Raw genomic sequence first — 25075 nt, forward strand, 5'->3', positions numbered from 1 at the left:
GCAAGCGGCTTGCCAGTTGGGTTCGTCATCCTAGTCAATTGAAATTGCGAAAACTCTTTTCAAGCACATCATCGCGGCGTTCGGATCGGCGATCATGGGCCCTGTCCGCCGTTCGGAATTCCGAACCGGCGTCCCGATGGGCGCCCCGATGGGCGCCCCGGATTGGCGCCCGCCCTCGCAAGGCGCATCATGGCGGCCCGCAGAAGCGAGGAGGTGGTTGTGACAGCAGCGGAAGAACTGGGAGCTTTGCTGGACTCCACCGCACCGGAAGTGTCCGGAGAGCAGGCCGAAGCCCTGGTGGCGCGCTTCTATGGCCTCGAAGCCGAGGCCCGGCCCCTCAGTGGTGAAAGGGACCGCAACTTCCATCTTCGGGACAGGGCGGGCGCCGAGTACGTGTTGCGTGTCATCCACCCCGCCGAGGATCCCGGCGTCTCCGATTTCCAGAGCCGTGCCTTGCTGCATCTCGCGCAAGCGGCGCCGGACCTGCCGGTGCCCCGCCTGCACAGGCCGCTCTCGGGAGCTGCCGCCGAGGCGCTGTGGGAGGAGGAAGGAGCGCCGCCGCGCCGATTGCGGCTGCTGGATTACCTGCCCGGCCGCCCCCTGCACCTGGCGCCACCGGGCGCCGCGCAGCGACGCGCCATCGGCGAATGCCTGGCCCGGCTGGACCTGGGCCTCGGCGGCTTTCGTCACCCGTCGGAAAGCCATCCGCTGATGTGGGACATCCAGCGGGCCGCGCGCCTGCGTCCGCTGATCCGGCACCTGCCGCAGATCGGCGATCGCGGCCTGGCCGCGGCCATGCTCGACCGCTTCGAGCAGCGCGCGCTGCCGCGGCTGCCACGGCTGCGGGCACAGGTCATCCACAACGACTTCAACCCGCACAACATCCTGACCGAGGAGCGGGCGGACGACCGCATCGCGGGGATCATCGACTTCGGCGACATGGTCCGGGCGCCGCTGGTGCAGGACCTGGCCACGGCGGCCGCCTATCAGATCACGTCGGAAGGCCATCCCCTGGAGGCGCCGGCCCAGCTCGCCGCCGCCTATCATGCCCTCCTGCCGCTGGTGCCGGAGGAGATCGACGTGCTGCCCGACCTGATCGCCACGCGGCTGGTGGTTTCGGTGGCGATCAGCGGCTGGCGCGCCACGCGGCAGCCCGCCAATGCCGACTACATCCTGCGCAACTACGCGCGAAGCCTCTCCGGCCTGCGTCGCCTGGGCGCCCTGCCGCCGGACGAGGCACGGCTCTATCTCCGCGAAAGGCTGGACACCCCATGAGCATGATCAATGCCTATGACGCGCGCGCCTCGAACAGCATCCCCGCGCGGGAGAAGGAGATGATCGCGCGGCGGGAGCGCCTGCTCGGCCCGGCCTACAGGCTGTTCTACGCCAATCCGGTGCATCTGGTCCGCGGCGAGGGGGTCTGGCTCTATGATCCCGACGGCAATGCCTATCTCGACGTCTACAACAACGTGGCCAGCGTCGGGCATTGCCACCCGCATGTCGTGGCGGCGCTGACCCGGCAGGCGGCGACGCTGAACACGCACACCCGGTACCTGAACGACGGCATCCTGGAATACGCCGACAGGCTGCTCGGCCACTTCCCGCCGGAACTGTCGCAGGTCATGTTCACCTGCACCGGCAGCGAGGCGAACGACCTCGCCTATCGCGTGGCGCGCAGCTTTACCGGCGGCACCGGCTTCATCGTCACCGAGCTGGCCTATCATGGTGTGACGGTGGCGATCTCCGAGATGTCGCCCTCGCTCGGCAAGAGCATCACCCTCGGCGCCAATGTCCGGACCGTTCCGGCGCCGGATCTCTACCGTTCTTCCGGGCAGGATGTGGGCGAGGCGCTCGCCGCCCATGTCCGGGCCGCCATCGCGGACATGCGCGCCCATGGCATCACCCCGGCGGCGCTGCTGGTGGATACGATCTTCTCCAGCGACGGCGTTTTCGCCGAGCCCGCCGGTTTTCTGGCGCCGGCCGTCGCCGCGATCCGTGAGGCCGGGGGGCTGTTCATCGCCGACGAGGTCCAGCCCGGCTTCGGCCGCACCGGCACCGGCATGTGGGGCTTCCAGCGCCACGGCCTGGTTCCCGATCTCGTCACCATGGGCAAGCCCATGGGCAATGGCCACCCGATCGCCGCCATGGTGGCAAGGCCCGAGGTGCTGCGCCGCTTCGGTGAGCAGACACGCTATTTCAACACCTTCGGCGGTAATCCCGTCTCCTGCGCGGTCGGCCAGGCCGTGCTGGAGGTCATCGAGGCGGAGGGGCTGGTCGAGAATGCCGGCCGCACCGGCGCCTTCCTCCAGGATGGCCTGCGGCAACTGGCCCGGCGCCACGCGCTGATCGGCGATGTCCGCGGGGCGGGCCTCTTCGTCGGCGTCGAATTGGTCAGCGACCGCGATCGCAAGACCCCCGCCACGGCCGAGACGGCGCGGCTGGTGAACGCCCTGCGAGAGCGGCGCGTGCTGATCAGCGCCGCCGGCCCGGCCGCGAACGTGCTCAAGATCCGCCCCCCCTTGGTCTTCCGGCAGGACCATGCGGAGCGCTTCCTGGAGGCGGTCGATGCGGCGCTGGGGGAGGTGACAGCGGGCTGAGGCCGGGAAAGGGGCGACGAGCGATCCTTGCCCAGTTTATGGTTTGTTCACATGTGATCGAAGGCCGGGCAGTTCGTGCTTGCCTTCATGTTCCCTCTATGTTCGCATCAGCCCATGCCGATGCCGTTCCTCTCTCCCGCCGCTCCGCTCACCAGGAACCGCCGGTGGTCCCCCACCGGCGTCTCCCCGTCCTGGCATGTCCGGCGGCGAAGAGCCGGGCCGCCCGGCATGGCGCGGACAGGGTGGCGAACCCTGTCCGCGTCCTTCCCGGCGCCACGCTGGCGCGGCTTGGCGCTGGCGCGGGAGATCATGCTGGGCACCGTTCTCGGAATGACGGCGGGCTGGTTCGCCGCCGGCCTGGCCATCTGGCTGCTGTAGGGCGCCGTGGCTCAGACGGAAAGGTAGCGGGCGCGCAGGCCGGTATCGGCCATGATCTCGCGCATCGGGCCTTCGTGGCGGATATGTCCCGTCTCCAGGATATAGGCCCTGTCGGCGACGGCCCCGGCAAAGGCCAGGTTCTGCTCCGAGAGCAGGATCGAAAGCCCCTCAGCCTTCAGGGCCTGCAGCGTGGCGGCGATGCGCTCCACCACCACGGGGGCCAGTCCTTCCGAGGGCTCGTCCAGCAGGAGCAGGCTCGGATTGCCCATCAGGGTGCGGGCGATGGTGAGCATCTGTTGTTCCCCGCCGCTCATCCGGCCGCCAGGGCGGTGGCGCAGGGCCGCCAGGCTCGGGAAAAGCTCGAAAAGCCGCTCCACGGTCCAGGGCCGCAGGCCCGGCGCGGCGGGCCTGCGCCCGACCTCCAGATTCTCCAGCACCGTCAGTTCCGCGAAGATGCGGCGCTCCTCGGGCACGTAGCCTAGGCCGGACCGGGCGATGGCATGGGGGGGCTTCCCGGCCAGCTCCTGCCCCCGGAAGCGGACCCGGCCGGTGCTGGGGCGGAGCAGGCCCATGACGGCCTTCAGGCTGGTGCTCTTGCCGGCGCCGTTACGGCCGAGCAGGCAGACCACCTCGCCCTCGCCGACGTGGAAGGACAGCCCGTGCAGGATATGGGCCCGCCCGTAATGGGCGTGGAGTTGCGCGACCTCCAGCATCAGCCGAGGCCTTGCCCCAGATAGACGTCCCGCACCAGCGGGTCCCGGCGCACGGCCTCGGGCGGCCCCTCGGCGATCAGCCGGCCACGATCCAGGACCAGCAGGCGATCGGCATGGGCGAAGACCACATCCATGTCGTGCTCTGTGAACAGGACGGCGATCCCGGATCGGCGCGCGACCCCGACCATCTGCGCCATCATCTCCAGCCGGTCGGCGGGTGCCATGCCGGCGGTGGGTTCGTCCATCAGCAGAAGGCTCGGCGCATGCGCCAGCGCCATGGCCAGCTCGAGCCGCTTGAGGTCGCCATAGGCGAGGATGCCGCTGATCCGCCCGGCCTGCCCGGCCATGCCGACACGCTCCAGCAGCGCCAGAGCCTCCTGCCCGAACAGATCGGAGGCCGGCCGCCAGAACCGGAACAGCCGCCGGTGGTGCGAGAGCAGCACCAGCCGCACATTGTCCAGCACGCTCATGGAGGCGAAGGTCGCGGTGACCTGGAAGGTGCGGCCGACGCCGAGGCGCCAGATCCGCCGCGGCGGCAGCCCCGTGACATCCTGGCCCCGCAGCAGCACCCGCCCGCCATCCGGGCGGATCTGGCCGTTCAGCATGTTGAAGCAGGTGGACTTGCCCGCGCCATTGGGCCCGATCAGCGCCAGGATCTCGCCCGGCGCGAGGGCGAAGGACACACCGTCCACGGCCTGGATACCGCCCCAGCGCTTGGTCAGCCCGGCCGCCTCCAGCACCGGCCTCATGCCCTTGGCTCCGGCCGCGCGATCGCGCCCGCCAGGCCGCGCGGAAAGAACAGCACCAGGGCCAGGATGACGAGCCCCAGCAGCAGGCGCCACAGATCGGTGACGCGGGCCAGCTGGTCCTGCAGGCCGATATAGGCGACGGCCCCCAGGATCGGCCCACTGAGGGTCTGCACACCGCCGAGCAGCACCATGACGAGGGCGTCGACACTGCGCGGGATGCCCAGGAACGAGGGGAAGACGCTCCCCTTGCCATAGGCGAAGACCGCTCCGGCCAGCCCGGCCATGGCCGCCGCGAGGGCGAAACCCAGCCAGCGGAGGCGGAAGCCGTCGAGGCCGACGGCCTCCGCGCGCAGGGGCGAGTCCCGTTGCGCGCGCAGGGCCAGGCCGAAGGGCGCGCGGATCGCGCGGCGCAGGAGCCAGGTCCCGAGGCCGCAGAGGAGCAGGGCGAGATACCAGAAGCTCAGCCGGTCCTTGGCCCAGTCACTGGGCCAGACGCCCAGGATGCCGTTGTCGCCCCCCGTCACCTCGACCCATTGGAAGGCGATGCTCCAGGCGATCTGCGCCAGGGCCAGGGTGAGCATGGCGGCATAGACCCCGCTGAGCCGCACGCAGAGCCAGCCGAAGAGCAGCCCGACCAGCCCGGCGGCGAAGGGCGCCAGGGCGAGGCCGACCTCCATCGGCGCGCCCATGTGCCGCGCCAGCAGGGCCGCCGCGTAGGCGCCAGCGCCGAAATAGGCCGCATGTCCGAAGCTCGCCATGCCCCCCGGGCCCATGATGAAGTGCAGGCTGGCGGCGAAGAGGATGAAGACGGCGAAGTCGGTGAGCAGGATGCGGGCGTAGTCGCCGAGAAAGGGAGGCAGCAGCAGCAGGACCACGGCGGCGGGGAGTGTCACCAGGACCCGCTGCCGCCTGCCAGAGGGCGGGGGAAGCGGCGCGGCCATTGGCGCGGCGGGCTGGAGGCCGGAGGGCCGCCTGCCCAGCAGGCCATAGGGGCGCAGGACCAGCACGGCCGCCATCACCAGGAAGACCAGCACAAGGGTGATGCGCGGAAAGGCCAGGATGCCGAAGGCGTGCAGTTCGCCGATCAGCAGCGCGGCCAGGAAGGCGCCGGGCAGGCTGCCCAGCCCACCGACGACGACGACCACGAAAGCCTCGACGATGATGGCCATGTCCATGTGCAGGGTCACGGCCTCGCGCGGCAGTTGCAGCGCGCCGGCCAGCCCGGCCAGGGCCGCGCCCAGGAAGAACACACCTGTGAAGAGCCGGCGCTGATCGACACCCAGCGCCGCCACCATCTCGCGGTCCTGCGTCGCCGCGCGCAGCAGGATGCCGAAGCGCGTCCGGTGCAGGAGCAGCCAGAGCAGGCCGAGCACCACCGGTCCGACGACGATCATGAAAAGCTCATAGCGAGGAAAGCGCAGGCCGAGGATCTCCACCGCGCCCCGCAGCAGCGGCGCGCGCGGGCCGAACTTGTCCTCCGCGCCCCAGAGCAGCAGCGCGAGGTCCTGCACCACTAGGACAAGGGCGAAGGTCGCCAGCAACTGGAACAGCTCCGGCGCCTGATAGACGCGGCGCAGGACCAGCACCTCCGCCGCGGCGCCGATCACCCCGACCGCCAGGGCGGCCAGCAGCACCGCGCCCCAGAAGCCCCAGAAGCCGCCCCATTCGGCCAGCGGACCCTGGCTGGTCAGCGTCCAGGCCAGGTAGGCGCCGAGCATGTAGAAGCTGCCATGGGCGAAGTTCACGATCCGGCTGACGCCGAAGATGATCGTGAGCCCGGCCGAGACCAGGAAGAGCGATGAGGCGCTGGCCAGGCCGTTCAGCGCCTGGAGGGCCAGGGCTTCCACCGCGCCGCTACCCCTGTGGGCGCCAGGCCTTCACCTGCTCGTCATCCGGCAGGTAGCGGGCGCCGTCGGCATAGTGCCAGTCCACCATCTTGCCGCGCCGCCCCTCCAGCTTGGTGCGGCCGACGAAGGCACCCAGCGTGGCCTGATGGTCCAGCGCGCGGAACTCCACCTCGCCCGTGCCATAGCCGGTCTGGTAGCGGATGCCCCGGAACGCCTCGACCATGGCCTCCGTCTCGGTGCCGCCGGCCTTCCGCAGCATGGCGGCGATGGCCTGGACCGTATCGTAGCCGACGATCGACCCGCAGCGGGGAAGATCGCCGAACCGGGCGCGATAGGCCTCGCGCAGGGCGACATGGACCGGATTGTCGAGGTCGTCCCGCGGATAGCCGGTGACGATCCATCCGTCCGGGCATTCCTCGCCCAGCGGCTCGAGATACTCGGGCTCGCCGCTGAGCATGGAGGCCACGCTCCGCCCTTCGAAAAGGCCGCGGGTGTTGCCCTGGCGAACGAAGTTCAGCAGGTCGGTGGAGAAGGTGACGTTGAAGATGCCCTCCGGCCGCATCCGCTCCAGGGCCTGCACGGTCGAGCCGGCCTCGATGCGGCCGAGCGCCGGGAACTGCTCGCCGACGAACTCCACATCCGGCCGCTTCCGGGACAGCAACTCGCGGAACCAGCGGACCGCGGATTGCCCGTACTCGTAGTTGGGCGCGATGGTCGCCCAGCGCCTGATCGGAAGCTTGGCCGCTTCCTCCACCAGCATGGCGGCCTGCATATAGGTGCTGGGCCGCAGCCGGAATGTGTAGCGGTTGCCCTTCGACCAGACGAGGGCATCGGTCAGGGGCTCGCTCGCGGCATAGAGCGTCTTGTTCTGCAGGGCGAAATCCGCGAGGGCCAGCCCGACATTGGAAAGATAGCCGCCCGCCAGCAGCGCCACCCGCTCGGAACTCACCAACTCGCCAGCCATGCGCACGGCGTCCTCCGGCTTGCCGGCATCGTCGCGGAACACGGTCTCCAGCGGGCGGCCATGGATGCCGCCATTGGCATTGACCTGTTCCTGCGCCAGCAGCCAGCCATTGCGATAGGGGCCGAGGAAGGCCGGCTGGGCGGTATAGGAATTGATCTCGCCGATACGGATGGCGGCGGTCTGCGCGCGAAGGATGCCGGGAGAGGCCAGGCCTCCCAGCGCCATGGCCGCCAGGAGCGGCCGGCGGGGGACGGCGACCCCTGACCGGGGCGTGCGGGCGGTGAAACGGTGCATGATCTCCATTCCTCTGGACAGTCGCCGGTATCTGGCGCTTCTGCTCTCGATGTCCGCGATGGATGCCCGCACGCGGGCATCGCGATCTCTCTCTCTTAGGCTACCGGAGGATCTTTCATCCCGAGACGTCCCGGAACCGCGGCGAGGCTGGGCTCGCCCGCATTGGCGAAGGCGACCCGCAGGTGTCGTGACTGGCCAGGTCCGAAGAAAGGGCCGGGGAGCGTCAGCAGGCCTCGTTCGGCAGCCAGCGTCTCGGCCACGGCCATGGCGTCCGGGCCGTGTTCTGGCAGGCGGAGATAGGCGAAGTAGGCGCCCTGCGCATCGATGCGCCAGTCCGGGAGGCCCGCCATGGCCTGGCGGAAGGCTTCCGCGCGGTGGGCCATCAGGCGCCGGTTGCCCGCGCGCCAATCGGTCAGCGCCGGCACGGCCCAGCTGAGCGCGGACTGCGCGGCACGCGGCGCGCAGATCTGGAAGGTGTCGAGCAGCTTCAGGAGCTGCTCCCGGAAGGCGCCCCCGCCGACAATCGCCCCCACCCGATGTCCCGGAATGCAATAGGATTTGGCGAAGGAATAGAGATGCACCATCCCATCCTGCCAGTCGGGGTCATGGAACAGCGCATGCGGTGCGGCGCCGGAGGGCAGAAAGTCCCGATAGGTCTCGTCGATCACCAGCCAGATGCCCCGCCTCCGGCACATTCCCGCGATGCGCGCGATGATCTCCGGCGGATACACGGCGCCCGTGGGATTGTTCGGCGAGACCAGCACCACGGCACGCGTCCGCGGCGTCAGCGCGGCCTCCAGCCGTTCGGAATCGGGCACGAAGCCATCCTCGGCCCGTGTCTCGAAAGGCTGCGCGGCGATGCCGAGGAGTTCCAGGGCCATCCGGTGATTGAAGTACCAGGGTGTCGGGAGCATCACCGCCTCGCCGGTGCCGGCCAGGACGGTCATGACCATGGTGAAGGCGAGGTTGCAGCCCGCGGTGATGGCGACGGAGCCGGCCCCGAGGGGGGCGCCGTAGAAGCGGGACAGATCCTCCGCCAGAGCCTCCCGCAAGGCCGGCTCCCCGTCGATCGGGCCGTAGCCTGCGAAGGTGGCGTCGCCAGCGGCGTGGGCCAGCCGCTCCAACAGGGCATCGGGAGGCGGATAGCCCGGCACCGCCTGAGTCAGGTCGATGGCGGGGCCGGCGCCGCCGGAATAGCGCGCGGCCCAGGAGCGGGCTGCGGGAATAGGCGGCGCTGCGGTGGCGCCGACGCGCGGCGACAGGCTTGGGCTTGGCATGGTCCGTCTAGAGTGTCACGGCCCCGGCCTTCCGCAAACCCGCCCCGAGCGCTTCCCGGCGATCAATCCGCGTCGGCGAGAGGGCGCCCCAGCGCATGCCGCCAGTGCTGCCAGAGCAGCCGCGCCGCCAGGGAACGCCAGGGCGTCCATTCCCCGGAGAGAACCAGCAACTGCCTGGAGGCGGGACGGTCCGGGAGGCCCCTGAGGTGCTGAAGGCTGGCCGCCAGGGCGACATCTCCGTAGGGGAAGATGTCCGCCCGCTGCTCGGCGAACAGCAGGTAGACCTGCGCCGTCCATGGTCCCAGACCGCGTTGCGCCGCGAGATGAGCCAGCGCCACGTCATCCGCCATGGCCGGAAGGGCATCCAGACGCAGGCTGCCGGACAGGCAGGCAGCCGCCAGGCTGCGCAGGTGCGCCACCTTGTTGCGCGACAATCCGGCGGCGCGCAGCTGCTCGTCATTCAGTTGGAGAGAGCCTTCCGGGTCCAGGGACTTCGGGAGTGCCGCGTAGCGGCACCAGATGGCGCCGGCGGCCCTGTGGCTGATCTGCTGCCCGAAAAGGGTGCGCACGAGGCCGGCGAAGCCCCGCGGGCGCGTTCGCCAGACCAGTGGCCCTGCTTCGGCCTCGACTCGCAGGAAGGCGGGATCCCGGCGGCACAGCTCGGCGATGCCGCTCCGCGCCCAGGGCGGAATCGGGGTCACACTCATGGCATCCCTCCGATGGATGACAGCCGGCGCCTGGGAATACGCATCCCGCCGACGAAGTGAAACGAAGCGCAACAGAGCGCCGGCCGGAAAAAGCCTGTAACATGACAGCCAGGCAGCGTTGCCATATCACGGTTATGGTCGAAGTCATGGAACCGCCTCCGCATATCCTGGTCGTCGATGACGATCGGGAGATCCGCGACCTCCTCTCGAAGTTCCTCGAGCGGCAGTCCTGCCGTGTGACCGCCGCCCGCGATGCCCGGGAAGCCCGCCGGCTCTGGCCGCTCGGGCGGTACCATCTGGTGGTGCTGGACCTGATGCTGCCGGGCGAATCAGGTCTCGACTTCGCGCGCTGGCTGCGAAGCCAGAGCGATGTTCCGATCGTCATGCTGACGGCGATGAGCGAGGAGACGGACCGCATTGTCGGCCTCGAGCTCGGCGCCGACGATTATGTGGCCAAGCCGTTCAATCCGCGCGAACTGCTGGCGCGCATCCGGGCCGTGTTGCGCCGCGCCAGCGGCGAGGGCCTGGGGCAGCAGGAGCCGCCGGCCAAGGCCATCCGCTTCGCCGGCTGGACCCTGGAACCGGCGCGCCGCCGCCTGCTGAACCAGGACGGCGTGGAAGTCTCGTTGACCGGTGGCGAGTACGAGCTGCTGATGGTCCTGGTGGAGCGGCCGAACCGGGTGCTCACCCGCGATATGCTGATGGACCTGCTGCGCGGTCGTCAGGCAGGGCCGTTCGACCGCGCCATCGATGTCGCCGTCTCGCGGCTCCGCCGGAAGCTGGAGGATGACGGACGCAATCCGAGCCTGATCAAGACCGTGCGCGGTGGCGGATATGTCCTGGCGGCGACCGTCGAGAAGCTGGGCGACCGCGGGATGGAGAACAGCCCGGCGCCGACGGGCGATCTGGACATGGCCCGTTGATCCGGCCCCGCCCCGGACCTGCGAGTCCCGGCTCCGAGAGTCCGGGGTGATCCGCCGTCTGCTGCCCCGCAGCCTGGCGGGCCGGACCGCCTTCTTCCTGACGCTGGCCCTGATGGCGGTGCAGGCGGCCGGCCTGACGATCCATGCCCTCGATCGCGTCGATCTTCAGCGTTTCGCGCTGTCGCGGGAGATCACCGCGCGGGCCGGGGGTGCCTGGAGGGCGGCGATGCTGTCGCCGCCGATGCTGCGCGAGGCCGTGCTCAGCGATCTGGACCTGCCCGTGGGCCTTCAGGTCGAGCTTTCGGCCATGCCGGCCGTTCGGCTGGGGATGCCCCGCCCTTCGGCCGCCTCCCTGGAACTGTTCCAGCCGCAGTTCATCATCGGCGCCGCCCGTGTCACCCGCCCCGTGGATGTGAAGGTGGCGGGGGGCAGCCGGCCCGGCAGCCTTCTGCTCTCCCTGCAACTGCCGGACGGGCCCTGGCTCAATCTTCGCATGGCCGTTCCGCCGCCCCGGCCCTGGCATTCGCAAACCTTCCTGGTCGCCTTCTTCCTGATGACCGGCGCCGCGCTGGCCCTGATCCTGATCGCCACGCGCCGCCTGACCCGCCCTGTCTCGGCGCTGGCGCGGGCCGCCGAGGCCCTCGGCCGCGACGTGAACGCGCCGCCCCTCCCGGAGGAGGGGCCGCTGGAGGTGGCCACCGCGGCGCGCGCCTTCAACACCATGGCCGAGCGGATCCGCCGCTTCGTCAGCGACCGGACCCAGATGCTGGCCGCCATGGGGCATGATCTGCGGACCCCGATCACCCGGCTCCGGCTGCGGGCGGAGTTCCTGGAGGATGACGAGCAGCGCCGGAAGATGCTGGCCGACCTGGACGAGATGGAATCCATGGTCAACGAAACCCTGGCCTTCGCGAGGGACGAGGCCACGGCCGAGCCCTCGGTGCCGCTCGATCTCGCGGCGCTCTGCCGCACCGTGCTCGACGAGGCCGCCGACGCCAGGCCGGAACTGCCGCCCGAGGCCATCCGCTACGAAGGGCCCGAGCGCCTGCGGATCCGCGGCCGGCCGATCGCCCTCAAGCGCGCTCTCGCCAATCTTGTCGGAAATGCGCTGAACTACGGAGCGACGGCTTGCATCCGGCTTGAGGCGCCAAGTGAGACCGGAACCCTCCATCTCCGCGTCGAGGACGAGGGGCCCGGCATTCCGCCCGAATCGCTGGAGGCGGTGTTCCAGCCGTTCCGCCGGTTGGAGGTGAGCCGGAACCGGGAGACCGGTGGCACAGGCCTCGGCCTGCCCATCGCGCGCAATATCCTCCGCGCCCACGGCGGCGACGTGGTGCTCAGCAACCGCGCCACGGGCGGCATCACCGCCCTGGTGACATTGCCGGCCTGACACTCTAGGGAAGGGGCGGGAAGGGCAGTACCCGAGGCTTGGTCATGTGGTCGGCAATGCCCGGCGCACGATGATAATCCTTCTGCCAACCCTTCGCCCGCTCGGGGCTGCCTTCCTCGTGAAGCGCCTCGTTGAAGGCGCGGCGGCCCTGCCGCCATCCTCGATGAGCCGCCTCCAGCGCGGCGTCCTCGGTGATGGGGCGGCTTTGCGGCTGGTGCCGGCCGATCAGCCCACGATCGAGCGGGAAGAAGAAGCAGATCGCCTCACCGGCCTCGAAGCGGATGACATGGTCAGGCCGGGTGAAACGCCAGTTCATGGTGAAGGTCATCGGTGCCCAGTCGGTCTCGACCAGCCCCGACAATGGCATGATGCCATCCTTCGGGCTGTTTGGAGGCCCCGACACCCAGAGGCCGATCCCAGGCTCCGTGCGCAGCAGGGCATCGATGGGAAAGGTGAGGATGCCCGAACCGAAATGGCTCATCGGCCGGATGGCGCCACCGCCCAGCGGGCGAATGACGATGTCGGTCTTGCGGCTTCCGCCATTCCACCACGCCTCGAAGGCCGTGTCGCCGATGACCTCCCAGCCATGGGCATTGGCCACGGTCATGGGCAGGCAGCGGTAGGCGAAGCCATTCGGGGTCTCGTCCATCCAGCCCCGCCGGGCGGAGGCGGGGCGCAGGCCCGGGAGGGCGGGGCCTGTCTGGTAGGCGATGAGCCTGCGGGGCATCTCGTTCACGGACATGCCCGCAGGATGGATCGCCCCGGCTTAAGATCCGGTATCCCTGTGCCGTCTCAGCCCTCGTCGCCCGCCGCCGCCAGCATGCGGGAGACGGATTCCGCGCGGCCCAGCGCGAGGAGCACCGCGTCGATGGGCGGAGACTGCGTGCTGCCGGTCAGCGCCGCGCGCAGCGGCTGCGCCACGGCGCCGAGCTTGAGGCCCTTCACCTCGGCATAGTCCCGCAGCCACTTGTCCAGGTCGGCGCGCTCCCAGGGCGCATCGGTGAGGAAGATCGCGAGATCCTTCAGCCGCGCCTTCGCCTCGTCGGTCAGCAATGCCGCGGCCTTGGCTTCCATCGTCAGCGGCTGGCTGGCGACGGCGAAGGCCGCCATGTCGGCCGCCTCGACCAGGGTGCGGGCGCGCGGGAGGATATCGGGCATCAGCAGGCGGACGCGCTCGGCGCCTTCGGTGCCGAAGCTGATCGAGGGCCGGTGCGCGAGGATCTCCAGCACCTTGCCGGCCACGGCCCCGGCGTCCATCTGCCGCAGATACTGGGCGTTCAGATGCGTCAGCTTGGCATAGTCCATCCGGCTCGGCGCGCGGCCGACATCCTTCAGGTCGAAGAGCGCGATGGCCCGTTCCCGGGGCACGAACTCCTCGTCGCCATGGCCCCATCCCAGGCGCAGCAGGTAGTTGCAGACCGCCTCCGGCAGGAAGCCCTGATCCCGGAACTCCAGCGCCCCCACGGCGCCATGCCGCTTGGACAGCTTGGCGCCATCGGCGCCATGGATCAGCGGAATATGGGCGAAGTGCGGCCGGCGCCAGCCCATGGCGTCATAGACCATGACCTGGCGGAAGGTATTGGTCAGGTGGTCGTCACCCCGGATGACATGGGTGATGTCCATGTCATGGTCGTCGACGACGACGGCGTGCAGATAGGTCGGCGTTCCGTCGGAGCGCAGGATGATCATGTCATCCAGCTCGCTGTTCTGCACCCGGACCTCGCCCTGGACCAGGTCCTGGATCACCGTCTCGCCCTCGCGCGGCGCCTTGACGCGAATGACGGGCCGGACGCCGGCCGGCGCCTCGGCCGGGTCGCGGTCGCGCCAGCGGCCATCATAGCGAGGCGGGCGGCCCTCGGCGGCGGCCTTCTCCCGCATCTGCGCCAGCTCCTCCGGCGTGCAGAAGCACTGATAGGCCTTGCCGGCCGCCAGCAGCATGCGCGCCACCTCGGCATGCCGGGCTTCCCGCGCGGTCTGCATCACGGGAGGCTCGTCGGGCTGCAGGCCCAGCCAGTCCAGGCTCTCCAGGATCTGCCGGACGGCCTCCGGGGTGGAGCGCTGACGATCCGTGTCCTCGATGCGCAAGAGGTACTGGCCGCCGTGATGGCGGGCAAAGAGGAAGTTGAAGAGAGCGGTGCGGGCTCCCCCGATGTGCAGATACCCGGTCGGGGAAGGGGCGAAACGGGTGCGTACGGTCATGGCTCGGTCAATTCCTTCAGGCCGTCCTTCTAGCACCGCCGCCTTCCGCTGTAGAGTGCGCGCCATGGTTGAAGAATGGCGCTAGATCTTAATCCCGAAATCCTGCCCGGCCCGGACTCCGATCGGCTCCGGCCAGGCCTGCTCGCGCGCGGGATGAACATGCTCGCCGTCATCCTTCAGCAGGAGTGGCGCGCCTTCCCCCTCTGGCTGCCGGTGGGCATGGGGGCCGGTATCGTCGGCTATTTCGCGCGGTCCACGGAGCCCGCGCGGGCCGTTCTCCTGCTGCCGCCCCTTGTGGCGCTTCTCCTGCTTGCCCTCCGGCGGCATCCGGCCTGGGCATGGCCCGCCGCCCTGGGTCTCATGATCACCACGGGCTATGCCGTCCCGGCCTGGCACGCCAGCGCGCTTCCGGCGCCCCTCACGCTCCCCGGCAGGGCGGTCATCGTCACGGGCAGTGTCGAGACCGTGCAGACCCTGCCGCAAGGACTTCGTATCACCCTCTCCGGCGTGATGCTGGATGAAGGGCCAGGGACCCTGCCGCGCGACATCCGCCTGCGGCTGCGGAAGGACGATCCCCTCCACCCCTCCCCAGGGGACCGGCTGCGGGTGCGGGCCCTGCTGCGCGCCCCTTCCGCCCCCGCCTATCCGGGGGCCTGGGACTTCCAGCGCGACGCCTACTTCTCGGGCCTGGGCGGCTCGGGCTTCGCCATCGGTTCGGCGGAGCGGCTGCAGGAGGCGGATCGGGCACCGGTCTTCGCCACCCTGCGGGCCAGCATGGAGCAGCGGGTGGCCACCGCCTTGCCGGGGTCCGTGGGCGCCATCGCGGCGGCCCTGATCACGGGAGGACAGAGCGCCATCGCACCGGATGCCATGGCGGCGATGCGGGACTCCGGTCTGGCCCATCTGCTGTCGGTGTCGGGCCTGCACATCGCCATTGTGATGGGGCTGGGATTCGGCGTGGCCCGCTGTGCCATCGCGTTCTGGCCCTGGCTCGCGCTGCGCCATGACGGCAGGCTGCTGGCGGCGCCGGCCGCCCTCCTGCTGGGCCTGGGCTATCTGGCCCTGACGGGGTTCCAGGTTCCGATGCAGCGCAGCTTCGCCTCGGCGGCCCTGATGACGCTGGCCGTCCTGCTGGGCCGCCGCGTCTTCTCCATGCGGGCCCTGGCGCTCGGGGCCGTGGCGGTGATGCTGATCCAGCCGGCGGCCGTGCTGGGCCCCTCCTTCCAGATGAGCTTCGCCGCGGTCATGGCCCTGGTCGCGGGTGCGGAAGCGACGGCCGGCTGGATGACCCGCTGGCGACGCAGCGCCGAATGGTGGCGACGACCCCTTCTGATTCTCATGGGCTCGGTGCTGACCTCGGTTCTGGCGACGCTGGCCACGCTGCCCTTCGGCCTGTTCCATTTCGGCCGCATCCAGCTCTATGGCGTCGTCGCCAACATGCTCGCCGTGCCGGTGACCTCCTTTCTCATCATGCCCGCCGCCCTGGCCGCGGCCGCGCTGATGCCGCTGCATCTCGAAAGCTGGCCGCTGGCGGTGATGGGATGGGGCGTGGAGGTCGTGCTGTGGGTCGCGCGCACGGTCGCCAGCTGGCCAGGCGCGGCTCTCCTGGCCCGCCCCATGCCGGCCTGGGCCCTGGCCCTGACGAGTTTCGGCATGATCTGGTTGTGCCTGTGGCGGAGCGGCTGGCGCTGCCTTGGCCTTCCGCTGATCGCCACCGGCCTGTGCGCTTCCTTCTGGACCGCGCCGCCGGACGTGCTGGTTTCCGCCGATGCCCGCCTCATCGCCTTTCGTACCGATGGAGCCGTCGTCCTGCACCGTGCCAGCGGGGCGTCGAATTTCATCCGTGACAGCTGGCTTCGGGGCTGGGGAGAGGACGAAGCCGAGCCCTATTCCGACAAAACCGCCGGTGATGACGCGCTCCTGCCATGCGCCGGCCTGATCTGCCGGTTTCAGCCGCGGGAAGGAAGCAGGGCGGCGTTGCTGCTGAAGCCGGCCCGGACCCGCCGTGGCGAGACGGCGCCGCCGGTGACAGCCGCTCCGGCTTGCGGCCAGGAGGCGGCCGTACTGATCTCCCCCGAGCCCATCCGGGGCCGCTGCGAGGGCATTCCGGTCGTCGACCGCTTCAGCGTCTGGCGCAACGGATCGCACGCCATCTGGCTGGAGCCTGGTGGAGCGCGCATCCTCTCGGACCGTGAATGGCGCGGCGACCGCCCCTGGGTTCCCAGGCCGCCTCGCCCGGCCTGGGAACGGCGCCAGGAGAACAAGCCCCTGGGCGTCAGTAGCGCCGAAGCAGACCGATCAGGCGCCCCTGGACCTTGACCCGGTCGGGTCCGAAGATACGGGTCTCGTAGCGCGGATTGGCGGCTTCGAGCGCGATCGAGTTGCCCTTGCGCCGGAGCCGCTTCAACGTCACCTCGGCGTCGTCGACCAGGGCCACCACGATGGATCCGCTATCGGCCGTCTCGTCACGGCGGATGATGACCGTGTCGCCATCCAGGATGCCGGCCCCCTCCATCGAATCACCAGCGACCTCCAGAGCATAGTGCTCGCCGTTCCCGAGCAGGGCGGTGGGCACCTCGACACTGGTCCCCTGGTCGCGCAGGGCCTCGATCGGCTGGCCGGCGGCGATGCGGCCATAGAGTGGCAGGTGCACCGCGGCCGCGTCAGGGGCGCGCGGGACGCCGGGCAGATTAGAGGCGAAATTGCCGCGGATGACATTGGGTGAGAAGGCCGGGGGCGAGAAGGCCGGGCGCGGCGCCTCCGCCCGCGCCGCAGCGGGTTCGGCCGCCATGCGCGGTCCAGCCATCGCGCTCTCGGGAAGGCGAATGACCTCAAGGGCACGCGCGCGGTGGGCGCGCCGCCGCAGGAAGCCACGTTCCTCCAGGGCCGTGATCAGGCGGTGGATCCCCGATTTGGAGCGCAGCTTGAGGGCCTCCTTCATCTCCTCGAAAGAGGGAGAGAAGCCGGTGTCCCGGAGATGCCGGTCGATGAACATCAGCAACTCGTGCTGCTTGCGCGTCAGCATAGGGCGGCTCCCGGAACCAGTGGGGCGGCAGCGAACAAAGCGCGACCGTCCACGATGTTCTACGAAAGTTCCGCATTCGCGGTCAACGGGCAAATGCCCTGAAATCCGAGGCTTGGCTGAATTTCTGAAGGAGCCGCGCAGTTGCCCGGCTCAGATCCCGAACTCGTCCAGCACCAGCACCTCGACCATCGCGCCGGCTTGCAGGGCCGGCGCATGCGGCGGGCGCCGCAGCAGGCCGCCGGAGGCGGAGAGGGTTCGCAGCATGGAACTGTCCTGCCGCGATGCCGCCCGCGCGATCAACCGGCCTTCCCCGTCGCGGGACAGATCCGCGCGCATATAGTCCTCGCGCCGGTCATTCGCGGGAAGGTCGCCCGCCAGCATGGCCATCCGGAAGGGAGGGGCGGCCGCCGGCAGGCCGGACAGGACCATCGTCGCCGGCCACAGGAACAGCAGCGCGCAGACAATGGCCGAGACCGGATTTCCCGGAAGCCCCAGCAGCGGCGTGCCCGCCAGATGGCCCCAGATGAGCGGCTTGCCTGGCCGCATGGCGATCTTCCAGAAGTCGAGGCGGAAGCCGTGGGGCTCCAGGGCGGGCTGGATCAGGTCATGCTCGCCGACGCTGGCTCCCCCGGTGGTGACCAGGATGTCGCAAACCCTGGCGGCATCGACAGCCGCCCGGCCGATGGCCTCGCGATCATCCCCGGCGATGGGCAGGATCAGCGGTGCTCCACCGCCGGCGCGGACCAGCGCGGCGAGGGCATGGGCATTGGATGAGACAATCCCACCCGCCGGCACCGGCTCGCCCGGCAGCACGATCTCGTCTCCCGTCGCCAGGATGGCGATGCGCGGTGCCCGATGCACCGTGAGCCAGGCGTGATTCGATGCCGCCGCGAGTCCGATATCCCGCGCGGAAAGGCGACGGCCGGGCGTCAGGAGGACATCGCCGGTGCGGAAATCCAGCCCCGCCTCGCGAATCCACCGGCCCTTCCGGGGCGCTTCGCGCATCCGCACCTGGCCGTCCAGGACCTCCGCATCCTCCTGCAACAGGATGGTATCGGCGCCGGGGGGCAGCAGACCGCCGGTGAAGATGCGGATCGCCTCGCCGGGTCCGATCCTGCCCTGATAGGGATGCCCGGCCGGCGCCGCGCCGATCACCCGCAGCACGCCGCCGTCCCGCGCATCCGCGGCCCGCAGGGCGTAGCCGTCCATGGCGGAGACATCGGCCGGCGGCTGGGTCAGCCGGGCGATGACCGCCGCCGCCAGCACGCGGCCCCAGCCCTCGGCCAGCGCCACCGTTTCCGCACCCGTCGGCCGCAGGCCGGCCAGGATGCGGCCCCGCGCCTCCTCGACCGAGATCACGGCGCGGCCTCCCAGCGCCCCGACCGGCCGCCTTCCTTTCGCAGCAGGCCGATGCCCTCGATGGTCATGCCCCGGTCGATCGCCTTGCACATGTCATAGACCGTAAGGGCCGCGACGCTCACCGCCGTCAGCGCCTCCATCTCCACGCCCGTCGGGCCGGTGGTCTTGACCTCCGCCTCGATCAGCAGGCTCGTCTCGCCCTCGGGCCGCAAGTCGATCCGCACCGAGGACAGGGCCAGCGGGTGGCAGAGGGGGATCAGGTCGGCCGTCCGCTTTGCGGCCATGATCCCGGCCAGACGGGCCACGCCCAGCACGTCGCCCTTGCTCATCCTGCCCGCGCCGATGGCGGCCAGGGTCTCGGCGGCCATCCGGACGCAGCCGCGCGCGAGAGCGATCCGCACGGTGTCGGGCTTGCCGAGACATCGACCATGACGGCCCGGCCCTCCTGGTCGAAATGGGTCAGGGCGGGCGGGGGCAGCATCAGGCCTGGACCATGGCACGGGCGGCCGCGGCGACATCCGCCTGGCGCAGCAGATGCTCGCCCACCAGAATGCAGCGGGCACCCGCCGCCGCCATGCGGCGGACATCCGCGGCGTCGCGCAGCCCGCTCTCGGCGACCGGGATGCGGTCGGGCGGGATCAGCGGAACCAGCTCCTCCGCCGTTGCCAGATCAGTCTTCAGGCTGCGCAGATTCCGGTTGTTCACGCCGATCAGCTGGGTGCGGAGGCCAAGCGCCCGTTCCAGCTCGTGGCGGTCGTGCACCTCGGCGAGAACCGCCATGTCCAGGCTGCGCGCCGCGTCCTCCAGCTCCCTGGCCTGCTCGTCGGACAGGGCGGCCAGGATCAGCAGGATGCAATCCGCGCCCATCGCCCGTGCTTCGAACACCTGATAGGGGTCGATCATGAAATCCTTGCGCAGCACCGGCAGTCCGCAGGCCCCGCGCGCCATGACCAGGTCGGCCGGGCTGCCCTGGAAGTGGGGGCCATCGGTCAGCACCGACAGGCAGGCCGCCCCGGCGGACTCGTAGGCCCTGGCCAGGCCGACCGGATCGAAGGGATCCCGGATCAGGCCGCCGGAGGGCGAGGCCTTCTTGATCTCGGCGATCAGGCCGATGCGCCCCTCCGCGACCGCCGCGAACAGCGCGCCCGTGAAGTCGCGCGGCTTGCCCACGTCACGCACGCGCCCCTCCAGTTCGGAAAGCGGCGTGCTGGCCGCCCGCTCGCGGATCTCCGACGTTTTGTCGGAGAGGATGCGCAGCAGGGTGTCGGGCAGGGCCTCGGTGTTCATGGAGCTTTCCTCGAAGGCGGGCGTGGCGGGCCAGGGGGCAGGCCAGGGGGCTGGTCGGAGATCGTCACAGGGAAGGCCCTTCAGTCCGGCCGGGTTTCGGGCATGGCCGTCGCCCGGCGCAGGCGTTCCAGCACCTGCAGGGCCGATCCGTCGTCGATCGCCCGGCCGGCCCGGGCTGCGGCCTCCCGCAGATCGGTCTCGACGCCCGCGACGATGAGCGCCGCCGCGGCATTCAGCAACACGCAGTCCCGGTAGGCGCCCGTGGCGCCCCGCAGCAGCCCTTCCAGCGCCACGGCGTTCTCGGCCGGGTCGCCGCCTTTCAGGGCCTCCACCGGCGCTTCCGGAAGTCCCGCATCGGCGGGCGCGAGGGCGAACTCGCGGATGTGTCCATCCTTCAGCTCCACCACCTGGCTGGGGCCCGAGAGGGTCAGCTCGTCCAGCCCCTGGCCATGGACCAGCCAGGCCCGCTCGCTGCCGGTCCGCAGCAGGGTTTCCGCCATGGGGCGCAACCACTGGGGCGCGAAGGCGCCGGTCATCTGGCGCTTCACCCGCGCCGGGCTCGTGAGGGGGCCCAGCAGATTGAAGATCGTGCGGGTGCCGAGCTCCATTCGCGGACCCGCGGCGTGGCGCAGGGCCGCATGATGACGGGGCGCCATCAGGAACACCATGCCGGCCTCGCGCAGAATGGCGGGCAGGGCGGCGAGCGGGGCATCGAGATTGATCCCCAGCGCCGACAAGGCATCGGAGGCACCGGAGCGCGAGGAGAGGGCGCGGTTGCCATGCTTGGCCACCGGGACGCCGCAGGCCGCGACCACCATGGCGGCGGCGGTCGAGATGTTCAGCGTGCCGGCGCCGTCACCGCCCGTTCCCACCAGATCGATGGCATTCGCGGGGGCCTCGACGGCGATCATGCGGGCCCGCATGGCGCGCACCGCGCCGGTCATCTCGGCGACGGTCTCGCCGCGGACTCTCATCGCCATCAGCAGGGCGGCGATCTGCGCGGGCGTGGCCTCGCCTTCCATGATGATGCCGAAGGCCTGCTCCGCCTCGCTCTCGGCGAGACGCTCGCCCAGCGCCAGCCGGGCCAGGATGGGCTTGAGGGACTGCGTCATCACGCGGCCTGGTGCCGGGGCGGCAGGCGGATGCCGGCCATGTCGATGAAGTTCCGCAACAGGTCATGCCCGTGCGCGCTGGCGATGCTCTCGGGGTGGAATTGCACGCCCCAGATCGGCAGGTCACGATGAGCGAGGCCCATGATGAGCCCGTCCTCGGTCCAGGCGGTGACCTCGAGCGCGGCGGGCAGCCCGTCGCGGCGCACGATCAGGGAGTGGTAGCGCGTCGCGGGGAAGGGGTTGGGCAGGCCGGCAAAGACATCCGTGCCCCGGTGGTGCATCGGCCAGACCTTGCCATGGATGGGAGCCGGGGCGCGCTCCACGACGCCGCCAAAGGCCTGGCCGATGGCCTGGTGCCCGAGGCAGACTCCCAGGAGCGGTAGCCGGGCCGCGGCGGCGGCGTCGATCAGCGGCAGGCAAAGGCCCGCCTCGTTCGGCGTGCAGGGGCCAGGCGAGAGCAGAATGGCCTCCGGCCGCAGGGCCATCGCCTCCTGCACCGTCACCGCATCGTTGCGGCGAACCTCGACCTCGGCGCCAAGATCGCCCAGGAAGTGATAGAGATTGAAGGTGAAGCTGTCATAGTTATCGATCAGCAGGATCATGTCTTCGCGACCCGTTCTGCGGTCCGGGCGCCACCTCGAAGAGGTGGTCGCTCCGGACAATCCGCGACAAATGCGCGCCCCGCGCGCGGAAAGGACGGCCGGGGCGCGCTGTTCGCCCCGGCTATGGCCATCGGGTTTGCTTAAAAAACATAGCTCTACCGGCCATCGCTAACGCCGATCCGCCGCAAATCGGACGGCTTCCTCGGCGGCGCGGAACAGGCCGCGCGCCTTGGCGCGGGTTTCCTCGAACTCCGCGACCGGATCGGAATCCGCCACCACCCCGCAACCCGCCTGGACATGCATGACCCCATCCTTCACCAGGGCGGTGCGAAGGGCGATGCAGGTGTCCATGCCGCCGCCGGCGCTGAAATAGCCGACCCCGCCGGCATAGAGGCCACGGCGCGAGGGCTCCAGCTCCTCGATGATCTCCATGGCACGGACCTTGGGCGCGCCGGAGAGGGTGCCGGCGGGGAAGCCCGCCGCCAGGGCTTGCAGGGGGCCGACCTCCGGCCGCGCGTTGCCGCGGACCTCGCTGGCGATGTGCATGACCTGGCTGTAGCGCTCGATGGTGAAGCTCTGCGTGACGCGGACGGAGCCGATGCGCGCCACCCGGCCCACATCGTTGCGGCCGAGATCGAGCAGCATCAGATGCTCGGCCCGCTCCTTCTCGTCCGCCAGCAGTTCGGCCTCCAGAGCCCGGTCCTGCTCCGGTGTGGCACCGCGCGGGCGGGTGCCCGCCAGAGGGCGAACGGTGACCTCGCCGTCCCGCAGGCGGACCAGGATCTCGGGGCTGGCGCCGACCGCGGCGTAGCCGCCGAAATCGAAGAAGAAGAGGAAGGGCGCGGGGTTGATGCGCCGGAGCGCCCGATAGAGCGCAAAGGGCGGCAGGCCGAAGGGCACCGAGAAGCGCTGGCTGGGAACGACCTGAAAGACGTCACCGGCGCGGATATACTCCTTGGCCCGCTCCACGACGGCCAGAAAATCCTCGCGGCTGAAATTGCTGGCCGGTTCCGGCAGCGCCGGCAGGCGGGCGGCGGGGGCGGGGCGCGGCAGGGGGCGGTCCAGCGCGGCCTCGGCCTCGTCGAGCCGGGCCATGGCCGCGTTCCACGCATCGCGCGGATCCTGCCCGGGATAGACCGGTGCGCACAATGTCAGCGTGTCCCGCACGTGATCGAACACCACGGTGAGGGTGGGCCGCATCATCACCGCATCGGGAATGCCGAGCACATCCGGCTTGAGGGCCGGCAGGGCCTCCATGTGTCGGACCATGTCATAGCCGAGATAGCCGTAGAGACCGGCCGCGATGGCCGGCAGCGCCGGCGGCAGCGGCAGCCGCGCCTGGCCGATGGCATTCTCCAGGCTGTCGAGCACCGCCCTGTCGTCAGGCTGGAAGGCATGCGGCGCGGAGAGGGCGTGCCGGTTGATCTCGGCCTTGCCGTCGCGGCAACGCCAGATCAGGTCCGGTGCCAGGCCGATCGCCGAGTAGCGGCCGCGTGCCGCGCCGCCCTCAACGCTCTCGAACAGGAATGCGGGGGCCTGACCCTGCACCAGCTTGAGATAGGCCCCGACCGGCGTGTCCAGGTCGGCGACGCGCTCGCGCGACAGCACCTGACCTCTCCCAGCCGCCAGGGCCGCGGCGAACTCCTCGAAATCCGGGTTGGCCGAAAGGCTCATCGGGCGCTGACCTGTCCCACCACGGCTTCGTTGTAGGACACCGGGGTCCGGGCCCGCAAAGCATCCAGGAACTGCGCCTCCAGATCGCCCAGCATGGCCTGTTCCACCGCGCTGCGGACCTGGCCCAGAGCCAGGGCGTCGCTGTCCGGGTCATAGGGCAGAATGCGCTGCACCTGCGCCACAGCGAAGCCGTCGATGGTCTCGGCCATGGTGCCGCCGTTCAGTCCCGCGGCGAAGATCGGCTGCAACAGCTCCGGCGGCAAGGTCTGCGGCGCGCGCTGCGGATCGCGCCCGAAGGGGCCGACGGTCTGGAAGGCCAGGCCGGCCTCCCGGGCGGCCTCGGCCAGGGGCTTGCCGCCCTCGACCGCGACGAGCAGGGCGGAGGCCCTTTCCTCCTGCGCCCGGCGGCGGGCATCCACGAGATAGGCGGCATGGACCGCATCGCGCACCGTCTCGAAGGGGCGCAGCGCCGCCGGCGTCACCTCCTGGAGATCGAAGGCGAAGAGGGCGGCCTGACCGGCCTCGGCCAGCCGGGGCTGCTGGCCCTGCTCGGCGGCGAAGAGGGCGCGCAGGACGATGTCCTTCGGGCCTCCCTCGAGCGGCAGGGCGACGGAGGTGCCGTCCGGGTCACGGCCATTGGCGTCCAGCCTGGCCTCGGTCACCGAGAGGCCGAAGCGGCGCGCGACGTCCGCCAGGGAGGTGCCGGCGGCCAGGGCGTCCTCGACCTGGTTGGCGCGGTCATAGGCGAGGTCCGCCGCCCGCTCGTGCTGCAATTCGCGGCGAAGCTGATCGCGCACCTGGGACAGGGTGACGCTCTCGCCCGGCACGATGGCGGTCACCTTGAGAACGTGCCAGCCGAAGGCGCTCTGCACCGGCTCGCTGATGCCGCCTTCCGGCAGGGCGAAGGCGGCCTCGGCCAGTTCGGGCACCGGCAGCCCGGCCCGGTCGACCTCGCCCAGCGCCAGGGCCTGGCCGCCATCGGCCTGCGCGGCCGCCTCGATCGCCGGAAGGTCCGCGCCCGCGCGCCAGACGCCGGCAATGGCCAGAGCCTGCTCGCGGCTGGGCAGGAGCGCCTGCTCGATGCTCCGCCGCTCCGCCTTCTCGTACTGGCCGCGCCGTGTCTCGAAGGCCGCCTGAAGTTCCTCCTCGGTCGGGTCGATCTCCGATGCCAGGACATCGGGAGACAGGACGGCGATCACCGCGCGGCGATACTCCGGCGCCGAGAAGCGCTCGGGATGGGTTTCATGGAAGCGGCGGAGTTGCGCCTCATCCGGCTCGGCCGGCTCGGCGGCGGCGGCGAGCGGCAGCCGGACGACCTGCGCCACGCGTTCCTGCCGTTGCCAGGCCAGGAGGGGCCTGGTCAGCGCGTCGGGGCCGGCGGCGCCGGCACGGACGGCGCCGACGAGCTGCTGGCGGCGCAGATCGGCGCGCAGCAACGAGAGGAAAGCCGGCTCGGTCAGGCCGTTGCTCCGCAGGAAGTTGTCGAGCAGGGCGCGGCTGAACCGGCCATCCGTGCCCTGGAAGGCGGGAATACCGAAGACGTAGTCGCGCACCGCCTCTTCGGGCACGGCGATGCTCAGCCGCTCCGCCTCCCGCAACTGCACCCGCTGCATCACCAGGCTTTCCACGGCCTGGCGCGAGACGGCCTGCGCCATCTGCGGGGTGATGTCGAAGCCGCTGCCGAGCTGGCGCTGCATCTGCGCGAGCTGCCGCCGGGCGGTTTCCTGAGCTTCGGGAAGCTCGATGGGTTCGCCATCGACACGCGCGACGGCGGTGTCGTTGCCGAAGTTCCGAACCACGTCCTCGATGCCCCAGATGGCGAAGGAGAGGATCAGAAGGACGAAGAGACCCTTGGCGAACCAGGTGCCGGCGAGGCGGCGCAGTGCAGTGAGCATCGTATTCCGCAGCGGTGGAGGCCGGCGGACCATAGGCAAAAGGCGCCCGGTTGCCAAACGCCGCCGGCCCCTGTAGCGCGGCA

General features: G+C 70.5%; 21 protein-coding genes and 1 pseudogene. 6 read left to right on the forward strand and 16 right to left on the reverse strand.

Annotation, left to right across the window (positions count from 1 at the left end; translation table 11 throughout):
* The first annotated feature begins 246 nt into the window (after positions 1-246).
* From ACF3NH_RS15260 to ACF3NH_RS15270, 3 genes are all read left to right on the forward strand, one after another.
* On the forward strand, positions 247-1275 hold the full coding sequence (locus ACF3NH_RS15260; RefSeq protein WP_422923911.1) for a phosphotransferase: 1029 nt from the start codon (positions 247-249) through the stop codon (positions 1273-1275).
* Entirely contained in the window at positions 1272-2597 is a 1326-nt protein-coding gene (locus ACF3NH_RS15265) for an aspartate aminotransferase family protein (protein ID WP_422923913.1), read from the forward strand. Before ACF3NH_RS15260 ends, ACF3NH_RS15265 begins: the two co-directional genes overlap by 4 nt.
* A gap of 228 nt (positions 2598-2825) precedes the next feature.
* The gene (locus tag ACF3NH_RS15270) at positions 2826-2975 is read left to right on the forward strand and encodes a hypothetical protein (protein WP_198367749.1); all 150 of its coding nucleotides are present in this window, start codon (positions 2826-2828) and stop codon (positions 2973-2975) included.
* An 11-nt stretch (positions 2976-2986) separates the two neighbouring features.
* Here ACF3NH_RS15270 and ACF3NH_RS15275 read toward each other — a convergent pair whose 3' ends face one another.
* From ACF3NH_RS15275 to ACF3NH_RS15300, 6 genes are all read right to left on the reverse strand, one after another.
* Positions 2987-3688, reverse strand: a complete 702-nt coding sequence (locus tag ACF3NH_RS15275) for an ABC transporter ATP-binding protein (protein WP_198367750.1) — start codon at positions 3686-3688, stop codon at positions 2987-2989.
* Positions 3688-4437, reverse strand: coding sequence for an ABC transporter ATP-binding protein (locus ACF3NH_RS15280; protein ID WP_198367751.1), 750 nt, complete (start codon positions 4435-4437; stop codon positions 3688-3690). The genes ACF3NH_RS15275 and ACF3NH_RS15280 overlap by 1 nt, the downstream gene beginning before the upstream one ends.
* On the reverse strand, positions 4434-6284 hold the full coding sequence (locus ACF3NH_RS15285; RefSeq protein ID WP_422923916.1) for an ABC transporter permease: 1851 nt from the start codon (positions 6282-6284) through the stop codon (positions 4434-4436). The genes ACF3NH_RS15280 and ACF3NH_RS15285 overlap by 4 nt, the downstream gene beginning before the upstream one ends.
* 7 nt (positions 6285-6291) lie before the next feature.
* On the reverse strand, positions 6292-7542 hold the full coding sequence (locus tag ACF3NH_RS15290) for an ABC transporter substrate-binding protein (protein WP_422923918.1): 1251 nt from the start codon (positions 7540-7542) through the stop codon (positions 6292-6294).
* A gap of 95 nt (positions 7543-7637) precedes the next feature.
* A complete protein-coding gene (locus ACF3NH_RS15295) occupies positions 7638-8819 on the reverse strand; it encodes an aminotransferase (protein ID WP_422923920.1) in 1182 nt (393 codons plus the stop codon).
* A gap of 62 nt (positions 8820-8881) precedes the next feature.
* The gene (locus ACF3NH_RS15300) at positions 8882-9526 is read right to left on the reverse strand and encodes a DNA-3-methyladenine glycosylase family protein (RefSeq protein WP_198367755.1); all 645 of its coding nucleotides are present in this window, start codon (positions 9524-9526) and stop codon (positions 8882-8884) included.
* A gap of 146 nt (positions 9527-9672) precedes the next feature.
* Between ACF3NH_RS15300 and ACF3NH_RS15305 the strand changes: the two genes are divergently transcribed.
* The gene (locus tag ACF3NH_RS15305) at positions 9673-10449 is read left to right on the forward strand and encodes a response regulator (protein ID WP_198367756.1); all 777 of its coding nucleotides are present in this window, start codon (positions 9673-9675) and stop codon (positions 10447-10449) included.
* Between the two features lie 46 nt (positions 10450-10495).
* The gene (locus tag ACF3NH_RS15310) at positions 10496-11839 is read left to right on the forward strand and encodes an ATP-binding protein (protein ID WP_370592065.1); all 1344 of its coding nucleotides are present in this window, start codon (positions 10496-10498) and stop codon (positions 11837-11839) included.
* Positions 11840-11843: 4 nt separating this feature from the next.
* Here ACF3NH_RS15310 and ACF3NH_RS15315 read toward each other — a convergent pair whose 3' ends face one another.
* Complete coding sequence (locus ACF3NH_RS15315) at positions 11844-12566, reverse strand: DUF6065 family protein (protein WP_198367825.1); 723 nt, start codon at positions 12564-12566, stop codon at positions 11844-11846.
* Positions 12567-12631: 65 nt separating this feature from the next.
* Positions 12632-14038 carry a glutamate--tRNA ligase gene (gltX, locus tag ACF3NH_RS15320; RefSeq protein ID WP_422923924.1) on the reverse strand — a complete coding sequence of 469 codons (1407 nt, stop codon included), beginning with the start codon at positions 14036-14038 and terminating at the stop codon, positions 12632-12634.
* A gap of 159 nt (positions 14039-14197) precedes the next feature.
* Here gltX and ACF3NH_RS15325 point away from each other — a divergent pair, with 159 nt between their 5' ends.
* Positions 14198-16357, forward strand: a complete 2160-nt coding sequence (locus ACF3NH_RS15325) for a ComEC/Rec2 family competence protein (RefSeq protein WP_422923926.1) — start codon at positions 14198-14200, stop codon at positions 16355-16357.
* On the opposite strand, the gene lexA is transcribed toward ACF3NH_RS15325, so the two are convergent.
* The 8 genes and pseudogenes from lexA to ACF3NH_RS15365 all read right to left on the reverse strand — a co-directional run bounded on the left by lexA (position 16314) and on the right by ACF3NH_RS15365 (position 24992).
* Entirely contained in the window at positions 16314-17063 is a 750-nt protein-coding gene (gene lexA / locus ACF3NH_RS15330) for a transcriptional repressor LexA (protein ID WP_422923928.1), read from the reverse strand. The genes ACF3NH_RS15325 and lexA overlap by 44 nt on opposite strands.
* A gap of 150 nt (positions 17064-17213) precedes the next feature.
* A complete protein-coding gene (locus ACF3NH_RS15335; protein WP_422923930.1) occupies positions 17214-18422 on the reverse strand; it encodes a molybdopterin molybdotransferase MoeA in 1209 nt (402 codons plus the stop codon).
* Positions 18419-18900 (reverse strand): annotated as a pseudogene (moaC, locus tag ACF3NH_RS15340) (cyclic pyranopterin monophosphate synthase MoaC). Before moaC ends, ACF3NH_RS15335 begins: the two are co-directional and overlap by 4 nt.
* A 2-nt stretch (positions 18901-18902) precedes the next feature.
* The gene (gene trpC, locus ACF3NH_RS15345; protein ID WP_422923932.1) at positions 18903-19709 is read right to left on the reverse strand and encodes an indole-3-glycerol phosphate synthase TrpC; all 807 of its coding nucleotides are present in this window, start codon (positions 19707-19709) and stop codon (positions 18903-18905) included.
* Between the two features lie 80 nt (positions 19710-19789).
* A complete protein-coding gene (gene trpD, locus ACF3NH_RS15350; protein ID WP_422923934.1) occupies positions 19790-20821 on the reverse strand; it encodes an anthranilate phosphoribosyltransferase in 1032 nt (343 codons plus the stop codon).
* Positions 20821-21423, reverse strand: coding sequence for an anthranilate synthase component II (locus tag ACF3NH_RS15355; RefSeq protein ID WP_422923936.1), 603 nt, complete (start codon positions 21421-21423; stop codon positions 20821-20823). Before ACF3NH_RS15355 ends, trpD begins: the two co-directional genes overlap by 1 nt.
* Before the next feature lie 168 nt (positions 21424-21591).
* Positions 21592-23097: an anthranilate synthase component I gene (gene trpE, locus ACF3NH_RS15360; protein WP_422923938.1), complete on the reverse strand. Its 1506-nt coding sequence runs from the start codon at positions 23095-23097 to the stop codon at positions 21592-21594.
* The gene (locus ACF3NH_RS15365; protein ID WP_422923940.1) at positions 23094-24992 is read right to left on the reverse strand and encodes a peptidylprolyl isomerase; all 1899 of its coding nucleotides are present in this window, start codon (positions 24990-24992) and stop codon (positions 23094-23096) included. Before ACF3NH_RS15365 ends, trpE begins: the two co-directional genes overlap by 4 nt.
* Between the last annotated feature and the right edge of the window lie 83 nt (positions 24993-25075).

Source organism: Pseudoroseomonas sp. WGS1072 (assembly GCF_049340465.1).
In the GTDB taxonomy this organism is placed as follows: domain Bacteria; phylum Pseudomonadota; class Alphaproteobacteria; order Acetobacterales; family Acetobacteraceae; genus Pseudoroseomonas.